Origin of the sequence: Streptomyces tamarix (assembly GCF_032423885.1) — a bacterium.
Taxonomy (GTDB): Bacteria; Actinomycetota; Actinomycetes; order Streptomycetales; family Streptomycetaceae; genus Streptomyces; species Streptomyces tamarix.
In genome coordinates, this window is sequence record NZ_JAWCTQ010000012.1 from 131229 (window position 1) to 147487 (window position 16259).

Here is a 16259-nt window from a genome sequence, read left to right on the forward strand (position 1 = left end):
ACGGTGTCCACTCTGGCCGCCGGACGCTGAAGGCAGCCTGAAGCCACCTGAAGGGCTCTTCAGCTTCGGTCTGCCACCCTGGGCCCATGAGGTTGTTGATCGTGGAGGACGAGAAGCGGCTCGCGGCGTCCCTCGCCGGGGGGCTGAGGGCCGAGGGCTACGCCGTGGACGTCGTCCACGACGGGCGCGAAGGGCTCCACCTCGCCACCGAGACCGCGTACGACCTCCTGGTGCTCGACATCATGCTCCCCGGCATGAACGGCTACCGAGTCTGCGCGGCCCTGCGCGCCGCCGGGAACGACGTGCCGATCCTGATGCTCACCGCCAAGGACGGCGAGTACGACGAGGCGGAGGGCCTGGACACCGGCGCCGACGACTACCTGACCAAGCCCTTCTCGTACGTGGTGCTCGTCGCCCGGGTCAGGGCCCTGCTGCGGCGCCGCGGCCGGAGCGCGGCCGCGCCGGCGCTCAGCGTCGGGGACCTGCGCGTCGACACGGCCGCCCGCCGGGTGTTCCTCGGCGACGACGAGGTGGCGCTGACGGCGAAGGAGTTCGCCGTACTGGAACAGCTGGCCCGTCGCGCGGGCGAGGTCGTCGGCAAGCCGGAGATCATGGCGCACGTGTGGGACTTCGCGTACGAGGGCGATCCGAACATCGTCGAGGTCTACGTCTCCGCCCTGCGCCGCAAGCTCGGCGCGCACCGCATCCAGACCGCTCGCGGTGCCGGGTACCGGCTGGTGGCGACCCCATGAGGTCGGTCCGCGCCCGGGCGGCGCTCGGAGCCACCCTCGTCGTCGCCGTCGCGCTGGTGGCGGCCGGTGCGGTGCTGCTCCAGGTACTCCGCTCGAACCTGCTCGACCAAGCAGGGTTGCAGGCCGAGATCGCCGCGCGCGAGGTCGCCGCCCAGCTCGCCCTCGACCGGCCGCCGAACCGGCTGGACCTCCCCGACGACGGTGACCGTCCGGTCCAGGTCGTCGAGGAGGGCGGCCGCGTGGTCGCGGTCAGCGAGGGCCTGGAGGCGATCTCCGGGACGTCGAGCGGGGCGGTCACGCCCGTCCCGTCGCCCGCGTCCTCCCCCGACGGCGAGGACGGCGGGGACCGGGACGAGGACGACGACGGCACGCCGGCCCGCGGCGAGGTCTCCGCCGACCCGCCCCGCTTCACCTCCGGCAGCGCCACCGTCGACGGGCGGCGGGCCGCGTACCGGTTCGCCGCGGTGGAGGTCGCCTCCGGCGGCGAACAGCGGACCTACACCGTCCACGCGGGGGCGCCGCTGGCGACCGAGCGGAACGCGGTGGAGACGGTGCGCACCGCGATGCTCGTCGGGCTGCCGGTGCTGCTCGGCGTGGTCGGAACGGTGACGTGGCTGGTCACGCGCCGGGCGCTGCGGCCCGTCGAGGCGATCCGCAGGGAGATGGCCGCGATCACCGCATCCGAGGACCTCTCCCACCGGGTGCCCGAGCCCGGCTCGCGGGACGAGGTCGCGCGGCTGGCCCGTACGACGAACGAGACGCTCGCGGCGCTCGAAGCCTCCGTGGAACGGCAGCGCCGGTTCGTCGCGGACGCCTCGCACGAACTGCGCAGCCCCATCGCGTCGTTGCGCACCCAGCTGGAAGTGGGTGCGGCGCACCCGGAGCTGCTCGACCTGGAGGGCGCGGTCGAGGACACCGAACGCCTCCAGCAGCTCGCCACCGACCTGCTCCTGCTGGCGAGGCTGGACGCCGGCGAACGGCCCGCGACGAGGCGCGTGGACCTGGCGGCGCTGCTCCGGGAGGAGGTGGCGCAGCGCCGCGGCGACCGCGTCCCCGTCACCGTGGCGGTGCGCGGGGAGGGCTGCGAGGTGACCGGGTCGCCCGGTCAGCTGCGCAGGGTCCTCGCCAACCTCCTCGACAACGCGCAGCGGCACGCGGCCGCTTCGGTCACCGCGTCGGTCCGGGGCACGGCGGACCGGGTCGAGGTCATCGTGTCCGACGACGGGGCGGGCGTGCCGGAGGAGGACCGCGAGCGGATCTTCGAACGGTTCGTGCGCCTGGACGACGCCCGCAGCCGCGACGACGGCGGCGCCGGGCTCGGACTGGCCATCGCCCGTGACGTGGCCGGTCGCCACGGCGGCACGATCACCGTGGGCGCGGAGGAGGGCGGGGGCGCGCGGTTCGTCCTGTCCCTGCCCCGGGCGGCGGGGCCGGGGCGGGTCTAGGCGCGCGGACGGTCGCTCAGCACCCGGGCGATCAGGTCGTGGACCAGGTACTCGCCCGGGCCCCGGTTCTCCTTGAGGCGGGGCAGGTCTTCGGGGCCGAACCAGGCGTGGGCGGTGTGCTCGGGCCACTCCAGGGCGGGGCGGTCCAGGTCGCCGTCGACCTCGACGAGGTAGTCGGCCTCGTGCCGCGTTACCCCGTCGTCGCCGGTCCAGGTGGTGACGCCGAGCAGGCGCCGTATCCGGCGGGGCCGCCAGCCGGTCTCCTCCGCCACCTCCCGGGCCAGGGCCTCCAGCAAGGACTCGCCCGGCTCCACGTGCCCGCCGACGATGTCCCAGCAGTCGGGGAAGAGCCTCCGGTCCGGGCCGCGCCTCTGGGCGAAGGCGCGGCCGTCCCCGTTGACGATCACCGCCCCCACCGCCCACGTCTCGCCGTCGCGGGGCACGGGGAACTCGACGCCGCCGTCGACGGCGATGCGGTGCTGGTCGCGTGACACGGCCCCACTGTAGGTCCCGGGGCGGGACCGCCGGCCCCCGCCGGACGGGCCGGTTCGCCCGCCGCGACCACCGGCCCCGGCGCGTCTCCGGCGAAGGCCGCCCGTCCGTACGCGAGGCCCTGACGGGATTACGCGGGATCGCGAGCCGAGGGGGCGGGGCCCTTCCGGTCCGGTTCCGCGTCCCCTTCCCGGTCCTCGTCCCGCCGCTCCTGCTGCCGCCCGGGTCCTGGGGCGTACCCCGAGCGGTTTCCCGGCCCCGGGCCGTACGGGGTCGGTCGTAGCGGGGCGGCACGACGCGGCGCGGCGGCGCGGTGTGCGGGGAACGGCCCGTCGCCCTCCGGTCCGCCCGGGCTCCCCGGCTCCCCGCCCCCGCCGCCCCGCTACGAGCCGGTGGGACGACGGGCGGCCTGCGCCCCGGCGGCGGCGAGGACGGCGTCCAGGAGGCCCGGGAAGAGGGCGTCCAGGTCGTCGCGGCGCAGGCCGTTCATCTTGGCCGTGCCGCGGTAGGTCTGGCGGATGACGCCGGCCTCGCGCAGGACGCGGAAGTGGTGGGTGCAGGTCGACTTCGTGACGGGCAGCTCGACGTGCGAGCAGGCGACCTCCGCGTCCGCCGCGGCCAGTTCGCGCACCACGCGCAGCCGCATCGGGTCGGAGAGCGCGTGGAGGACGCCTTCGAGGCGGATCTCGTCGCGCGCGGGGTGCGCGAGCTCGCGCGGGCTGGTCGCGGCGGACGCGCGGGGCACGGGTGTCACGGGGGCTCCAGACTCGTCGGATGCCCCCATTGTACGAAGTCCCTCGTAGTTTGACAGGCGACGTACTACGAGGGTTACCGTACGAGTCGTACACCCGTACCGCCCGAATGGAGTCCGCCGTGAGCGCACTGTTCGAACCCCGCACCCTGCGGTCGCTGACCGTCCCCAACCGCGTCTGGATGGCGCCGATGTGCCAATACAGCGCCGAGGCGACCGGCCCGCACGCGGGCGTGGCGAACGACTGGCACTTCGCCCACTACGCGGCCCGCGCCACCGGCGGTACCGGCCTGATCCTGCTGGAGGCGACCGCCGTCTCCCCCGAGGGCCGGATCAGCCCGTACGACCTCGGCATCTGGAACGACACCCAGGTCGAGGCACTGCGCCGGATCACCGGCTTCCTCAAGGGCCAGGGGACGGTCCCGGGCCTCCAGATCGCCCACGCCGGGCGCAAGGCGTCCACCGACCGTCCGTGGAAGGGCGGCGCCCCGGTCGGTGCGGACGAGCACGGATGGCAGCCGGTCGCCCCGAGCGCGGTCCCCTTCGACGAGGGCCACCCGGTGCCCGAGGAACTGTCCCGGGACCAGATCCGGGCGGTCGTCGGGCAGTTCGCGGCGGCGGCGCGGCGCGCCCTCGACGCGGGCTTCGAGGTCGTCGAGATCCACGGTGCGCACGGCTACCTGATCGGCGAGTTCCTCTCCCCGCACAGCAACCGCCGGACCGACGCGTACGGCGGCTCCTTCGAGAACCGCGCGCGCTTCGCCCTGGAGGTCGTCGACGCGGTGCGGGAGGTGTGGCCCGGGGAACTGCCGGTGTTCTTCCGCATCTCGGCCACCGACTGGCTGGAGGAGGGGGTGGGCTGGACGGCCGACGACACGGTGCGGTTCGCCGCCCTGCTCAAGGAGCACGGCGTGGACCTGCTCGACGTGTCGACCGGCGGGAACGCGCCGCACGTGCGCATCCCGGTCGGCCCGGGCTACCAGGTGCCGTTCGCGGCGCGCGTGAAGGCGGAGACGGGGCTGCCGGTCGCCGCGGTCGGGCTGATCACCGAGGCCGAGCAGGCGGAGAAGATCGTCGCCAACGGGGAGGCGGACGCGGTGCTGCTCGGCCGCGAGCTGCTGCGCAACCCGTCCTGGGCGCGGCACGCGGCGCGCGCGCTCGGTGGCGACGTGCACGTGCCGGACCAGTACCACCGCGCGGTCTGACCCCGGCCGACGGCGTCGCGGCGCCGTCAGGACGCCGCCGTACGCCGAGGGACGCCGTACCGGGAGATGCCCGTACGCCGGGAGACGCCGTACCCCGGAAGATGCCCGTACCCCGGGAGCGGGCCGCGGACCCGCGAGGAGGGCCCGGTCCCGGACCGCGCACCCGGTCCGCGGTTCCGTCCCGCGCGGGTGCCCCCGCCCCGTTCGGCCGCCGGGTGGGGCAGGGGCCGCCGGCCGTGCACACTGTGCGGATGGACGATTTCCCCCCGGTGCACCGCGACCCCGCCCCCGAGCTCTACGGACGCCTGCGCGTGCGGACCGAGGACCTCGGTCCGGCCCGCTGGCTCGCCGCCGGCGGCCCCGGGGTGGGCGAGTTCGGGACGGTGGCCGGTGTCGCCGCGGCCGGGTTCGCCGCGTACGCCCGCGTGCTGCACCCCGCCTCCCTGGGCGACCGGCCGGTGCGGTGGTCGACGGTGGCCGCGGCGTACGGGCGCGAAGTGGCGCCGGACACGCGCTGGCACCAGTTGATCGGGGTGGACCGCGACCACCGGGACACCTCCGGTTCCGGCCTGCCCGGCGTCTGGGACGAGCATCCGGCGGAAGGGCCGACTCCGCCCGATGTGGCCCGGGCCCTCGTCCCGGTCCTCGCCCGGCACACGCGGACGCCCGACCGTTGCTGGTACGGCCTGTGGAACGGCTACGGACGGTGGGACTTCGACCCGGTGCCGTCCTTCCAGACGCCCGGCCGGGAGGAGGTGCTGCTCGCCGGAACACTGGCCGAAGTCGTCTCCCCGGTGACCCTGGACGAGTTCGCCGAGCTGCCCGACCTGTGGTGGCCGGAGGACCGCGCCTGGTGCCTGGGGGGCGACGTGGACCTGGTGAGCACGTACGTCGGCGGGTCGGAGGCGCTGATCACCGACCTGCTGGCCTCCCCGGAGCTGGAGGCGCACCGGGTGGCGCCCGGCGACGCCGTCGACTGACGCGTTCACCGGCGTCTTCCGCCGCGCCTTCGGGCCCCCGGAGTCACCGGGGCCGCGCGTCCGGCTGACGCGCCGGCCGCCCTCCGGGGCGCCCCCTCCGAGACGCCGCTCCCCCGAGCCGCCGGACTCCGCTACGGAGCTTCGGGACACGGCGGACAACGCGAACCGCACGCCGGTCAGGCGCTCCGACAGCTCCCACAGGCGGCGGCCGGTCCCACCGTCGGCCGCCGCGGGCGACAGCCGCACCCGGGTGGGCCCGCCGCGCAGCTCGGCCGTGCCGTGCGGCCCGTGGAAGTCGCCGCCCGAGACGTCCGGGGCCGTGGCCGCGTACGGCTGGGGCAGCGCGCCCCGCTCCGCGGACTGCGCGGGGGGGGCGAGGAGGTACCCGAACAGCACCTTCACCCCGCCGACCGACCCTGACGCTCCGGCATCCTCCGTCCGCGCCCCGCGGTGTGCCGGAGGCCGCCCGCCCATGGCGGCGGGCCTACGGATTCCCGGCGGGAGCAGCCTTTCTCCGCATAAAGGTCCAGACCATTCCTTTTCTCTTTACTATGCCCTAAACCGCATGTCTACGCGCATCGCCGCCGGCTGCACCGAAGACCTCCTGAAGGGCTCCAGCGAGCACATCGCGCCGGTGCGGTGATCTGCGGGCGGCACGACGGGAGGAGCGGAACCTCGCCGGAGCCATCCCGTCCGACCCCTTCCCCCTCCCAGCAAAGGGCGGTTTTACTTGCGCAATTGACGAAGCGTTACCTGCTCTCACCGAACCTCCGGGGCACTTCCCGCCGCCGACCCCTTGCGTGAGCGGCGACTCGTCTGCCAGATTCGCCCCAGCCGCACATGGCATGCACGCGACAGGTTCACCCGACCGTCGCGTGCACCCACTAGCTGCATACCTATGCAGCGGAGTCCTCATGAAGGACGCGACAACCCCCACACAAGGGAGACCAACGTGCGAACAAGCAGGCTGATACCCGCGCTCGCGACCGCCGCGCTGGCGGTACTGGGGCTCGCCCCCACGGCGACGGCGCAGACGACGACTGCCGGCAGCGCGCCGGCCTCGGTGTCCGAGGCCGCCTCCGTCCAGCCGATCATCGGCGGCGGTTACGCCAGCAACGCCCCCTGGGCGGCCCGGCTGTTCTCCAACGGCCGGCAGACCTGTAGCGCCACGATCATCGCCCCGACCTGGATCCTGACCGCCAAGCACTGCGTGAGCGGCGGCGGCCTGTCCTTCCGCATCGGCAGCCTCGACCAGAGCAGCGGCGGCACGCTGGCCAACGGTGTGAGCATCCACAACCACGCGTCCTCGGACCTGTCCCTGGTCAGGCTGGACCGCTCGGTGGCAGGCACGTACGCCCGCCTCGGCCAGCCCGGCTCGGTGTCGGTGAACCAGACCGTCCAGGTGTACGGCTGGGGAGCGACGTCCCAGTGCGGCTCCGAGGCCAACTGCCAGTCGCAGTACCTGAAGGTCGCCAACGTCATCGTGAGCGGCGGCTGCCGCGACGCCTACAACGGCTCGGCCATCTGCGCCCGCCGCGGCGACGGCATCACGGCGGGCGGCGACTCCGGCGGCCCGATGATGGCCAACGGCGTCCAGGTCGGCGTCGCCTCGACCAGCGACCGGCAGACCACCACCGCGTACACGAACGTGACCGCGTACCGCTCCTGGATCCAGAGCATCGCGGGCGTGTGACCGCCCCTCTCCTCCTCCGCGCGGTGACCGCCCGCGCGGAGGAGGGGGGCAGGGGCGCACGGCGCCCCGCCGGCCCGGCACCGGCACGGCTCGGCCGCGTCGGTGCCGGGCCGCGTCGGTGCCGGGCCGTGTCGGTGCCGGGCCGCGTCGGTCCGCCTCGGCCCGCGGGAAGCGCGGGGCAGGCGCCCCGTGACCCCGCGCGGGCACCGGCCGGGGTCCGTCCCGGTCAGTCCTCGCCCTGGCCGAAGGGCGCCGCCCCGGCGCCTCCGCCGATGAGGTGGCGTTCCAGCCAGTCGGCCGCGGTACGACGGAACAGGCGCCTGTTGTCGGCCCGCTGGAACTCGTGGCCCTCGTCGCGGAGCGTCAGCAGCTCGGCGGCGATCCCCCGCTCCCTGGCCGCCCGTACGAACTGCTCCGACTCGCCGGGCGGCACGTTCGTGTCGTACTCGCCATGGACCGCCAGCACCGGCACGCGCAGGGCGTCCACCCGGTGCAGCGGCGACAGCGACCGCAGCAGGTCGCGGTCCCGTTCCGGATGGCCGTACTTGTGCGCGGCCGACTCGGCGATCCAGGGCTCCGTACCGGCGAAGAACGACTGGAAGTCGGACATGCCGCACACGGCCACGCCCGTGCGGAACAGCTCCGGGTGCCACACCAGGGAGGCCATGACGAGGTATCCGCCGTACGAGCGGCCCATCACCGCCAGCCGCGACGGGTCCGCCGGACCGGCGAGCACGGCGTGCGCGGCGCAGTCGGCGACGTCCTCGATCGCGGCGAACCGGCCCGTGCCGAGGTCGGCGTCCACGAAGGTCCGCCCGTGGCCCGACGAACCGCGCACGTCCGGCGCGAAGACGTCGAAGCCGCGGCCCAGCAGCTCGTGGTACAGCGGGTCGAGCACGGGGCGTTCCTGCTCCTCGGGGCCGCCGTGCAGGTGGATGACGCAGGGGGCCGGCCAGGTGGGGGCCCGGCCCGGCGCGCGGTAGTACCAGCCGCTCAGCGGCATCCCGTCGCGCGCGGTGAACCGGTGCCGGACCGGCCGCGTGGGGCGGCGGCCGGGCGGCACCGCGTCCTCGTCGCGGGAGGACCACGACGTCATGAGCGGGGCCCCGGCCCCGGGCAGCCACCAGATCCCGGGGCGCCGCCGCGAACCGCTCAGGGCGATCGCCGCCCCGCCGGTACCGGCGGGCACGACCCGGGTGGCGACCTCGTGGGGCAGCGGTACGGCCCGCCCCGCCTCCGTCGCGGGAGCGGCGGCGTCCGGGGCGTTCGGGGCGGCGCCCGGAAGGGGCCGGAACTCCAGTTCGCTCACCCCTCCGTCGTTCCACGCCAGGAAGGCGCCGCGGCCCTCGTGGGCCACCGCGAGGAGTTCCAGGTCGACACCGGCGCGCTCGGCGGCCACCGACAGCCGGGCGATGCTCCCGTCGGGCGCCAGGTCCGCGCCCAGCAGGGCGGCGAACTCCCGGTCGGCGTCGCTGCGGAGCCAGAGCCGGCTCCCGTCCGGTGAGAACGCGCCGACCCACGGATCGCCGTCGGCGACCGGTACGGCCGCCGCCGCCCGGAGGTCCGCCAGGCGGACCACGACGGCCTCCCGCCGGTTGCGGGGCCCGCGCCGCAGCACCGCCAGCCGGCCGTCGCGGCTGACGTCGCAGACGCGCAGCGTGGCGGCCGTCCCCTCGACGGCCACCAGCACGGGCGCCGCCACCCCGTCGGGGTCGATCAGGTACGCCGCCAGTCCGTTGCCCGCCCGCACCGTGGGCGCCCCGGGGGACGGCGCGCCCGGTGCGGCGTGCCCGGTTCCCGGCAGCGCCGCCCCGCCGAACGGGGTGGCGCCGGGGGCGCGGAAGGCGGGGTCGACGTCGCCGCGGTGCGTGCCGCCCAGCAGGACGGCGTGGCCGTCGCGTTCGCTCCAGCCCGCGGCCGGCCCCACGGTCTGCGGCTCCCCCGGTTCGGCCGGCTCCCCGGGCGGGGCGGCGCCGGGGGCGGCCGTCGCCGGGCCGGTCACGGCCGGCGCGGCGACGGTGACCGCGACGGCGGAGCCGTCGTGGAGCCAGCACCCCAGGTAGGCGGAGGTGCCGGGCTCCGCGCCCGCGAGGACGCGGCGCCCGGTGCCGTCGGGGCGTACGCACAGCACCCGGGAGTGCTCGCCGCCGCCCGGCCGGGTCGTGTAGGCGATCCACCGGCCGTCCGGCGACCACGACACCTCGGACACGGGGTCGGGCCCGGCGTCGAGGAGGTGCGCCTCCTCGCCGTCCACCGGCCCGGTCCACAGCTGCGGCACCCCGCCGCGGTCGCAGATGAACGCGACCCGCGCCCCGTAGGGGTCGGCCGACGGGTACCAGCAGCCGTGGGCGGTGAGCCTGACCGGTTCGTCCCGGGCCCCTTCGGCCGGTGCCAGGGGCACGGCCGAGGGGGCCGCGACCGGGATGTCGTGGCCGTCCCTCCGGGGACCCGTCAGCTGATGCCGTGCTTCTGCAGCCATAGCTCCAGCAGCGCTACCTGCCACAGGCCGTTCGCCCCTCGCCTCGTACGGTGCTCGTCGGGTGCGGCGAGGAGCTCCGCCACGTACTCCTCGCGGAAGACGCCGCGGGCCGCGGCCTCGGGGGCGCTCAGCCCGTCGCGCACCCGGTCGAGGACCGGACCGGCCATGTGCTTGATCGCGGGTACGGGGAAGTACCCCTTGGGCCGGTCCACGACCTCGGCGGGCAGCAACTTGCGGCCGGCCTCCTTGAGCACGCCCTTGCCGCCGTGGGCGAGCTTCAGCTCGGGCGGACAGGCCGCGGCCAGCTCGACCAGCTCGTGGTCGAGGAACGGCACCCGGGCCTCCAGGCCCCAGTCCATGGTCATGTTGTCGACGCGCTTGACGGGGTCGTCGACGAGCATGACGTGGGTGTCCAGCCGCAGGGCGGCGTCGAGGGCGGTCTGCGCGCCGGGCGCCGCCATGTGGTCGCGCACGAACCGCTGCGACACGTCCTCGTCGGGCAGCAGGTGCGGTTGGACGATGCGGGCCAGATCGGCGTGCGTGCGGTCGAAGTACGCCTCCGCGTACGCCTCCGGCGCCTTGTTCCGCTCGGGCACCGCGAGGCGCGGGTACCAGTGGTAGCCGGCGAAGACCTCGTCCGCGCCCTGGCCGCTCTGCACCACCTTGACGTGCTCGGCGACCTGCCGCGACAGCAGGTGGAAGGCGATCACGTCATGGCTCACCATGGGCTCGGACATCGCCGCGACGGCCGCGTCCAGCGCGTCCGACACCTCGGTGGAGGGCACCATCAGCTCGTGGTGGTCGGTGGCGAACTGCTCGGCCATCAGCCGGGAGTAGCGGAACTCGTCGCCCTCCTCGCCGCCGGCCGACTCGAAGCCGACGCTGAACGTCGCCAGGTCGCGCTGCCCCTCGTCGGCGAGGAGCGCCACGACCAGGCTGGAGTCCAGGCCGCCGGAGAGCAGCACGCCCACGGGGACGTCGGCGACCATGCGGCGCCGCACGGCGACGCGCAGCGCCTCCAGCACGGCGTCCCGCCATTCGTCGGGGCTCATCCCCTCGTGCTCCGGGCGGCGCGTGTACGACGGCTGCCAGTAGCGGTGGTCGCGGTGGGTGCCGTCCGGCTCGATCACGCGGACCGTGGCCGGGGGGAGCTTGCTCACGCCGGTGAGGATCGTGCGGGGCGCGGCGACGGTCGCGTGCCAGGTCAGGTACTGGTGGAGGGCGACCGGGTCGATCGAGGTGTCCACCCCGCCGGCGGCGAGGAGGGCCGGCAGGGACGAGGCGAACCGGAGCCGTCCGGGGGCGGTCGCCAGGTACAGGGGCTTGATGCCGAGCCGGTCGCGGCCCAGGACGAGCCGACCGGTGCGGTGGTCGAAGAGCGCGAACGCGAACATCCCGTAGAAGTGGTCGACGCAGTCCGTGCCCCACTGGAGGTACGCCTTGATCAGCACCTCCGTGTCCGACGTGGACACGAAGCGGTGACCCAGGCGTCGCAGTTCCGCCCGCAGTTCCCGGTAGTTGTACAGGCAGCCGTTGAAGACGCCGGTCACCTGGCCGTCCGCGCCGTCGGACATCGGCTGGGCGCCCCGGTCGGACAGGTCGATGATCTTCAGCCGGCGGTGGCCCAGGGCGACGGGGCCCTGTGTCCACAGGCCCTCGCCGTCGGGGCCGCGCGGTGCCAGCCGGTCGTTCATGCGCCGTACCGCGTCCAGGTCCGGGCGTCCGCCGTCGAACCGTATCTCGCCGCTCAGACCGCACATCGCGTGTCACCTCCCGCGCGGAGCGCCTCGTCCTCCTCGCCGCCGCGCGGCCGTGAGGCGCGGGCGTCCATGCGGCAGGCGAATGCAGTGTCGCCGCACATGTGGGTCCTCCTTCTGGTGTTTCTCGTGTTTCTCATGCGTGTTCCGTGGCGGACGGCCCGGCCCGGGGCGCGTGGCGCCGCCGGGCACGGGCGCGGGTCAGCCCCCGATGGGCTCCACGGGACCGCGGGGCACGCTCTGTCGGGCGGCCTTCGGGGCCGCCTGGGCCACGTGGCCGCCCGGGCCGCGCGTCAGGGCGATCAACTCGTCGACGCAGGCCAGCATGTCCTCGCGGGCGGCGACGCGGCGCAGCCGGTGTGCGGCGCTGCCGTCGGCGAGGGCCTTCTCCGTCAGCTCCCGCACGGTCTCCCAGTCCCCGCACTCCTCCAGCTCCGGGCGAAGACGCGCCAGCATGGTCCGTACGACGCGGGCCGCGGGGGCCGGGCGGCGGGACACCGGGTCGATCAGGTCGCCCTCCAGGCCCGAGCGCGCCGCCCGCCAGGTGGCCGCGCGCAGCCACTCGTGCCGGCCGTCGCACCGCGGGGACCCGCCGGCGGCGATGCGCGCGGTCGCCCGCATCACCAGGGCCCGGAAGACCGCCGCGATCAGGACGACCGTCTCGACGCTCGGGGAGGAGTCGCAGACGCGGAGCTCCAGTGTGGGCTGGTGGTCGGAGGGCCGGAGGTCGTAGTAGATCATCCCCGGGTCGGTGACCACGCCGGACGCGATCAGCTCGTTGACCGCGGCGTCGTACGCGGCCGCGTCGGAGAAGCAGCCCGCCGGGCCGGCGGTGGGCCAGCGCTGCCACAGCATGGTGCGCCAGCTCGCGTAGCCGGTGTCCGCGCCCGCCCAGAAGGGCGAGCTGGCGGAGAGCGCCAGCAGCACGGGCGCCCAGGGCGAGATCAGGCACATCATCCGGACCGCGGTGTCGCGGTCGGGGACGTCGACGTGCACGTGGGTGCCGCAGATGAGCTGCTCGTCGGCGATCTGCCGGTACTCCGACACCATGTGCCGGTAGCGGCGGTCCGGCGTCACGCGGCCGGCGCCGTTGCCCGCGAACGGCACGGTGCCCGCCGCCACCACCGCCAGCCCGTTGCCCGCGGCGTTGCCGCCGAGCCGCGCCCGCGACTGGATCAGGTCGGCCCAGAGGGCGTCCGTCGTGGTGTGGACGTCACTGTTCGACTCGACGATCGACTGCAGCAGCTCCGTGGTGAAGCGCCGCTTCGGCAGGCCCTGGAGCACGTCTCCGGCCCGGGGCACCAGCATCCCGGTCTCCACCTCGAGGACATGGAACTCCTCCTCCACTCCGACAGCCAGTGTCACCGTCACTCCTCAGGCCAGTGCGCGGCCCGACCGCGCTCGTACACTCCGAATGCCCTGAAGATCGGACAACACGCCTGGACCCTTTCATTCCGGAATATGGAATTCTAATTCCGCTGTACGAGAGGTTCGGACCCCTCGACGGACGCCGGCCGGCGGCCCCGGACGACCGGCGCGACCCGGAGCCGCGCGCTCCACCGCACGGCCGACAGCCGTGGCTCCACCGTCACGGCCGGTCGCCCCGTCGTGCCGCCGCGCAACCGGGAGCCCTTCCCCTCCGGCCGCCCCACGGCCGTACGGCCCACCGCCCACCGCCCCGCCTCGACGGGGCCGCCCGGCACCCGGAACGGGCACCGCCGAACGTCCGCCATGCGAACCGCTGTTGACAGTTGCGCCACGCTCCGTGATGCTCTGGCCCATGCAGGCTTCCGGTGACCCCACGGTCACTCTCGTGGAGCGCCGCCACGTCGACCTCGTCCGTGTAGCGAGCGCGATCTGTCGCCGCGCCTGAGCGCGCGACACACGGCGCCGGCCTGACGGTCCGGCGCGACCGCCTGCCACGGGGGCCGCTGCCCCTGCCGCCAGAGGCCACCGTGCCGCGGCGCGCTGCTCCGGCTCCGCCTCCCCCTCCTTTCCTTCCCCTTTCCCGGACCGTGCCGCCCGGCGTGCGGCCACGCCGTCCCGCGCCGGGCGGCGCCCCGTGCTGCCCGGGCACGCCTCCGTGACCTCCCTGGAGACCCCGTGACTGCCTCGTACGACCGTCCCGACCGTCCCGACCGCTCCGCCCCGCCCCTGTCCCGCCGCTCCTTCGGCGCCGCCACGGCCGTCTCGGTCGCGGCGGCGACCGCCGTGGGGCTGCCGGCCGGGCAGGCGCAGGCCCAGGTACGGGCGGCGCAGCGGGAGCGTCCCTTCCGGGCCGCCCCGGACCGGCGCTCGCCGCGCCCCAACATCCTGTTCATCCTCGGTGACGACCTCGGCTGGGCCGACCTGTCGTCGTACGGCTCCCCGCACATCAGGACGCCGCACCTGGACCGGCTGGCGCGCGAAGGGGTCCGGTTCACCCACGCGTACTCCGGTTCGTCGACCTGCTCGCCCACCCGGTTCAGCCTCTACACCGGCCGCTACCCGGGACGCACGAAGGGCGGGCTCGCCGAGCCGATCGCGAACAAGTCGGTCGGCCTGGAGCCCACGCACCCCACGCTCGCCTCCCTGCTGCGGCGGACCGGCTACCGCACCGCGCTGATCGGCAAGTGGCACTGCGGCCACCTGCCCGACTACAGCCCCGTCCGGTCGGGCTGGGAGGAGTTCTTCGGCAACTTCGGGGGCGCCCTGGAGTACTACTCCAAGCTCGGGCTGGGCGGCGAGTACGACCTGTACGAGGGCGACGCCCCGTACAAGGACCTGCGGTACTACACCCGGATCCTCACCGAGAGGGCCGTGGAGTACGTGGAGCGGGAGCACGACCGGCCCTGGTTGCTCAACCTCAACTTCACGACGCCGCACTGGCCGTGGATCGCCGACGGCGACACCGAGGCGAGCGCGGAGATCGTCCGCCGCATCAAGGCGGGCGAGTCCGGTGCGCTGTGGCACCAGGACGGCGGTTCGGTCGAGAAGTACACGCAGATGGTGGAGGACCTCGACCGCTCCGTCGGCCGCGTCCTCGCCGCTCTCAGACGGTCGGGGCGGGAGCGCGACACCCTCGTCGTCTTCGCCAGCGACAACGGCGGGGAGCGCTTCTCCTACAACTGGCCGCTGGCCGGCAACAAGGGCTCCCTCCAGGAGGGCGGGATCAGGGTGCCGACGATCCTGCGCTGGCCGGCCCGCGTCGACGGCGGCCAGGTCAGCCACGAGCCGGTCTTCTCGCCGGACTGGACGGCCACGCTCCTGGAGGTCGCGGGCGCCCGGCCGGACCCGACCCACCCCCTCGACGGCACCAGCCTCGCCGGCTACCTGCTGCGCGGTGAGCGGCTGCCCGAACGGCCCCTGTTCTGGCGGGTGCGCGGGGAGCGGGCGCTGCGGCTGGGCGACTGAAAGTACCACCGGGGCAAGGACGGCCGGGACCGCCTCTTCCACCTCGCGTCGGACCAGCGGGAGCAGGCCGACAGGGCGGCGGCGGAACCGGCGCTCCTGGCGGACCTGCGGGCCCGGTGGGAGCGGATCGACGCCGGGCTGCTGCCCTACCCGGCCGGCGACCGCTGAACGGACGGCCCGTCACGGCCCGTCGTCGCACCGCGCCGTCGCGGCCCGCCGCCGCGGGCTGCCCCCGCGGCGCCGGCCCGGGGCCGGTTCCCGGCCCGGCGGCTCAGCGCCCGGCCCGTCCACTCCCTCCGGCCCCTCCGGCCCGTTCGGTCCCTCCGGTCGCCGCACGCGGCGGCGGCACGCTCCGCCCCGGGGCCCGGGTGCGGCAGTAGGTGTCGCGGACGGCACGGTAGCCGGGCGCACGGACGGCGCCCAGCAGCCGTGCCCACTGCGCGGCGTTCGTCTCGATCCTCCGCACGACGCGGTCGCGGCCCTCCCGGTCGGGGGCGCCGGCGAGTTGCCGGGCGTGTTCCCACGCCTGCTCGCGCCACTCGCGGAAGAGTTCGCCGGCGGTGCGGCCCGCGACGGGGTTCCAGCGGTCGTCCCCCAGGGCGACGAGCGGGTCGTAGCGGCGGGCGACGTCCCGCACCGCGGGCCCGTAGGCGCGGTCCAGGACCTTCTGGAAGCGGTCGTAGTCGGCCTTGCGCGTACCGCCGTCGGGGCGGGTGAGCCCCAGCGCGGCGATCACGTGGGGCAGGTCCCGCTGGATGTGCGCGTTCGCCCCGAGAAGCACGTCTTGGCCCGCGTTGACGTCGGCCGTGCGCGCCGCGTCGAACGCCGCGCGCCATGCCCGCGGGACGGGACGGCCCGCCCGGTCGGCCTCGTAGGCGTCGAGGTAGAGGTTGACGAAGCCGGTGTTGAGGCGGCCCGCGAGCCACGACGGCTCCTCGAAGTGCCCGCCCTCGGCGACCGCCGTCTCCAGCGAGCGCTGGAGGTGTACGTAGATCGCCGGGAAGGGGGCGCGGTGGTCGCAGCGCAGCTCGTCGCGGACGGCCTCCAGGGTGCGGCGGGCTTCCCGCACGCACGCGAGGACCGGGCCCTGGCAGCTCGGGTGCCCGGACCGGGCGGGCGGCGGCGCAAAGGCCGCGGCCGTGCCGCCGGTCAGGGTGATGGCGCCCGCCGTCACGACGGCGATAATCGTACGGATTCCGCGCGGTCGACAGGCCATGGGCCGCCCCTCCCAGCTCTCCCCGGTGGTCCCGCTGCTGGAACGAGACGGGGGGAGGGCCGGTTACGGCCGCGGGGCGACGCGGGACGACCGGAC

Annotated in this window: 12 protein-coding genes and 1 pseudogene; 7 read left to right on the plus strand and 6 right to left on the minus strand. The window is 75.3% G+C overall.

From position 1 onward, the window contains the following. The first annotated feature begins 86 nt into the window (after positions 1 to 86). Both RND61_RS12515 and RND61_RS12520 read left to right on the plus strand, forming a co-directional pair. On the plus strand, positions 87 to 752 hold the full coding sequence (locus RND61_RS12515) for a response regulator transcription factor (RefSeq protein ID WP_315877965.1): 666 nt from the start codon (positions 87 to 89) through the stop codon (positions 750 to 752). Beyond that, positions 749 to 2197 (plus strand): sensor histidine kinase, encoded by a 1449-nt coding sequence (locus RND61_RS12520; protein WP_315877966.1) that lies wholly within the window; start codon positions 749 to 751, stop codon positions 2195 to 2197. Before RND61_RS12515 ends, RND61_RS12520 begins: the two co-directional genes overlap by 4 nt. Here RND61_RS12520 and RND61_RS12525 read toward each other — a convergent pair. Both RND61_RS12525 and RND61_RS12530 read right to left on the minus strand, forming a co-directional pair. After that, positions 2194 to 2691 carry an NUDIX hydrolase gene (locus RND61_RS12525; protein WP_315877967.1) on the minus strand — a complete coding sequence of 166 codons (498 nt, stop codon included), beginning with the start codon at positions 2689 to 2691 and terminating at the stop codon, positions 2194 to 2196. The two genes, RND61_RS12520 and RND61_RS12525, sit on opposite strands and share 4 nt — an antisense overlap. A 380-nt stretch (positions 2692 to 3071) precedes the next feature. Continuing rightward, positions 3072 to 3434 carry an ArsR/SmtB family transcription factor gene (locus tag RND61_RS12530; RefSeq protein ID WP_315878006.1) on the minus strand — a complete coding sequence of 121 codons (363 nt, stop codon included), beginning with the start codon at positions 3432 to 3434 and terminating at the stop codon, positions 3072 to 3074. A 128-nt stretch (positions 3435 to 3562) separates the two neighbouring features. Here RND61_RS12530 and RND61_RS12535 point away from each other — a divergent pair, with 128 nt between their 5' ends. The 3 genes from RND61_RS12535 to RND61_RS12545 all read left to right on the plus strand — a co-directional run bounded on the left by RND61_RS12535 (position 3563) and on the right by RND61_RS12545 (position 7318). After that, positions 3563 to 4645 (plus strand): NADH:flavin oxidoreductase/NADH oxidase, encoded by a 1083-nt coding sequence (locus tag RND61_RS12535; RefSeq protein ID WP_315877968.1) that lies wholly within the window; start codon positions 3563 to 3565, stop codon positions 4643 to 4645. 251 nt (positions 4646 to 4896) lie between these two features. Further along, entirely contained in the window at positions 4897 to 5625 is a 729-nt protein-coding gene (locus RND61_RS12540; RefSeq protein ID WP_315877969.1) for a hypothetical protein, read from the plus strand. A 952-nt stretch (positions 5626 to 6577) separates the two neighbouring features. After that, a complete protein-coding gene (locus RND61_RS12545; protein ID WP_315877970.1) occupies positions 6578 to 7318 on the plus strand; it encodes a S1 family peptidase in 741 nt (246 codons plus the stop codon). A gap of 226 nt (positions 7319 to 7544) precedes the next feature. Here the strand turns inward: RND61_RS12545 and RND61_RS12550 are convergent, their stop codons facing one another. The 3 genes from RND61_RS12550 to RND61_RS12560 all read right to left on the minus strand — a co-directional run bounded on the left by RND61_RS12550 (position 7545) and on the right by RND61_RS12560 (position 12919). Continuing rightward, the gene (locus tag RND61_RS12550; RefSeq protein WP_315877971.1) at positions 7545 to 9797 is read right to left on the minus strand and encodes a S9 family peptidase; all 2253 of its coding nucleotides are present in this window, start codon (positions 9795 to 9797) and stop codon (positions 7545 to 7547) included. Then, positions 9770 to 11557, minus strand: a complete 1788-nt coding sequence (locus RND61_RS12555; protein ID WP_315877972.1) for an N-acetylglutaminylglutamine amidotransferase — start codon at positions 11555 to 11557, stop codon at positions 9770 to 9772. The genes RND61_RS12550 and RND61_RS12555 overlap by 28 nt, the downstream gene beginning before the upstream one ends. 198 nt (positions 11558 to 11755) lie before the next feature. Continuing rightward, a complete protein-coding gene (locus RND61_RS12560) occupies positions 11756 to 12919 on the minus strand; it encodes a carboxylate-amine ligase (protein WP_315877973.1) in 1164 nt (387 codons plus the stop codon). A gap of 415 nt (positions 12920 to 13334) precedes the next feature. On the opposite strand from RND61_RS12560, the gene RND61_RS32690 reads away from it, so the two are divergent. Beyond that, complete coding sequence (locus tag RND61_RS32690) at positions 13335 to 13427, plus strand: putative leader peptide (RefSeq protein ID WP_373295908.1); 93 nt, start codon at positions 13335 to 13337, stop codon at positions 13425 to 13427. Positions 13428 to 13657: 230 nt separating this feature from the next. Then, positions 13658 to 15115: pseudogene (locus RND61_RS12565) on the plus strand (sulfatase-like hydrolase/transferase). 103 nt (positions 15116 to 15218) lie between these two features. Here the strand turns inward: RND61_RS12565 and RND61_RS12570 are convergent. Continuing rightward, complete coding sequence (locus tag RND61_RS12570) at positions 15219 to 16121, minus strand: DUF5995 family protein (RefSeq protein WP_315877974.1); 903 nt, start codon at positions 16119 to 16121, stop codon at positions 15219 to 15221. Positions 16122 to 16259 lie beyond the last annotated feature (138 nt).

Bases quoted from the DNA above. Each gene is read 5' to 3' on its own strand.
- RND61_RS12515 (WP_315877965.1), top strand. From the start codon at position 87: ATGAGGTTGTTGATCGTGGAGGACGAGAAGCGGCTCGCGGCGTCCCTC.
- RND61_RS12520 (WP_315877966.1), top strand. From the start codon at position 749: ATGAGGTCGGTCCGCGCCCGGGCGGCGCTCGGAGCCACCCTCGTCGTC.
- RND61_RS12540 (WP_315877969.1), top strand. From the start codon at position 4,897: ATGGACGATTTCCCCCCGGTGCACCGCGACCCCGCCCCCGAGCTCTAC.
- RND61_RS12550 (WP_315877971.1), bottom strand. From the start codon at position 9,797: ATGGCTGCAGAAGCACGGCATCAGCTGACGGGTCCCCGGAGGGACGGC.
- RND61_RS12555 (WP_315877972.1), bottom strand. From the start codon at position 11,557: ATGTGCGGTCTGAGCGGCGAGATACGGTTCGACGGCGGACGCCCGGAC.
- RND61_RS32690 (WP_373295908.1), top strand. From the start codon at position 13,335: ATGCAGGCTTCCGGTGACCCCACGGTCACTCTCGTGGAGCGCCGCCAC.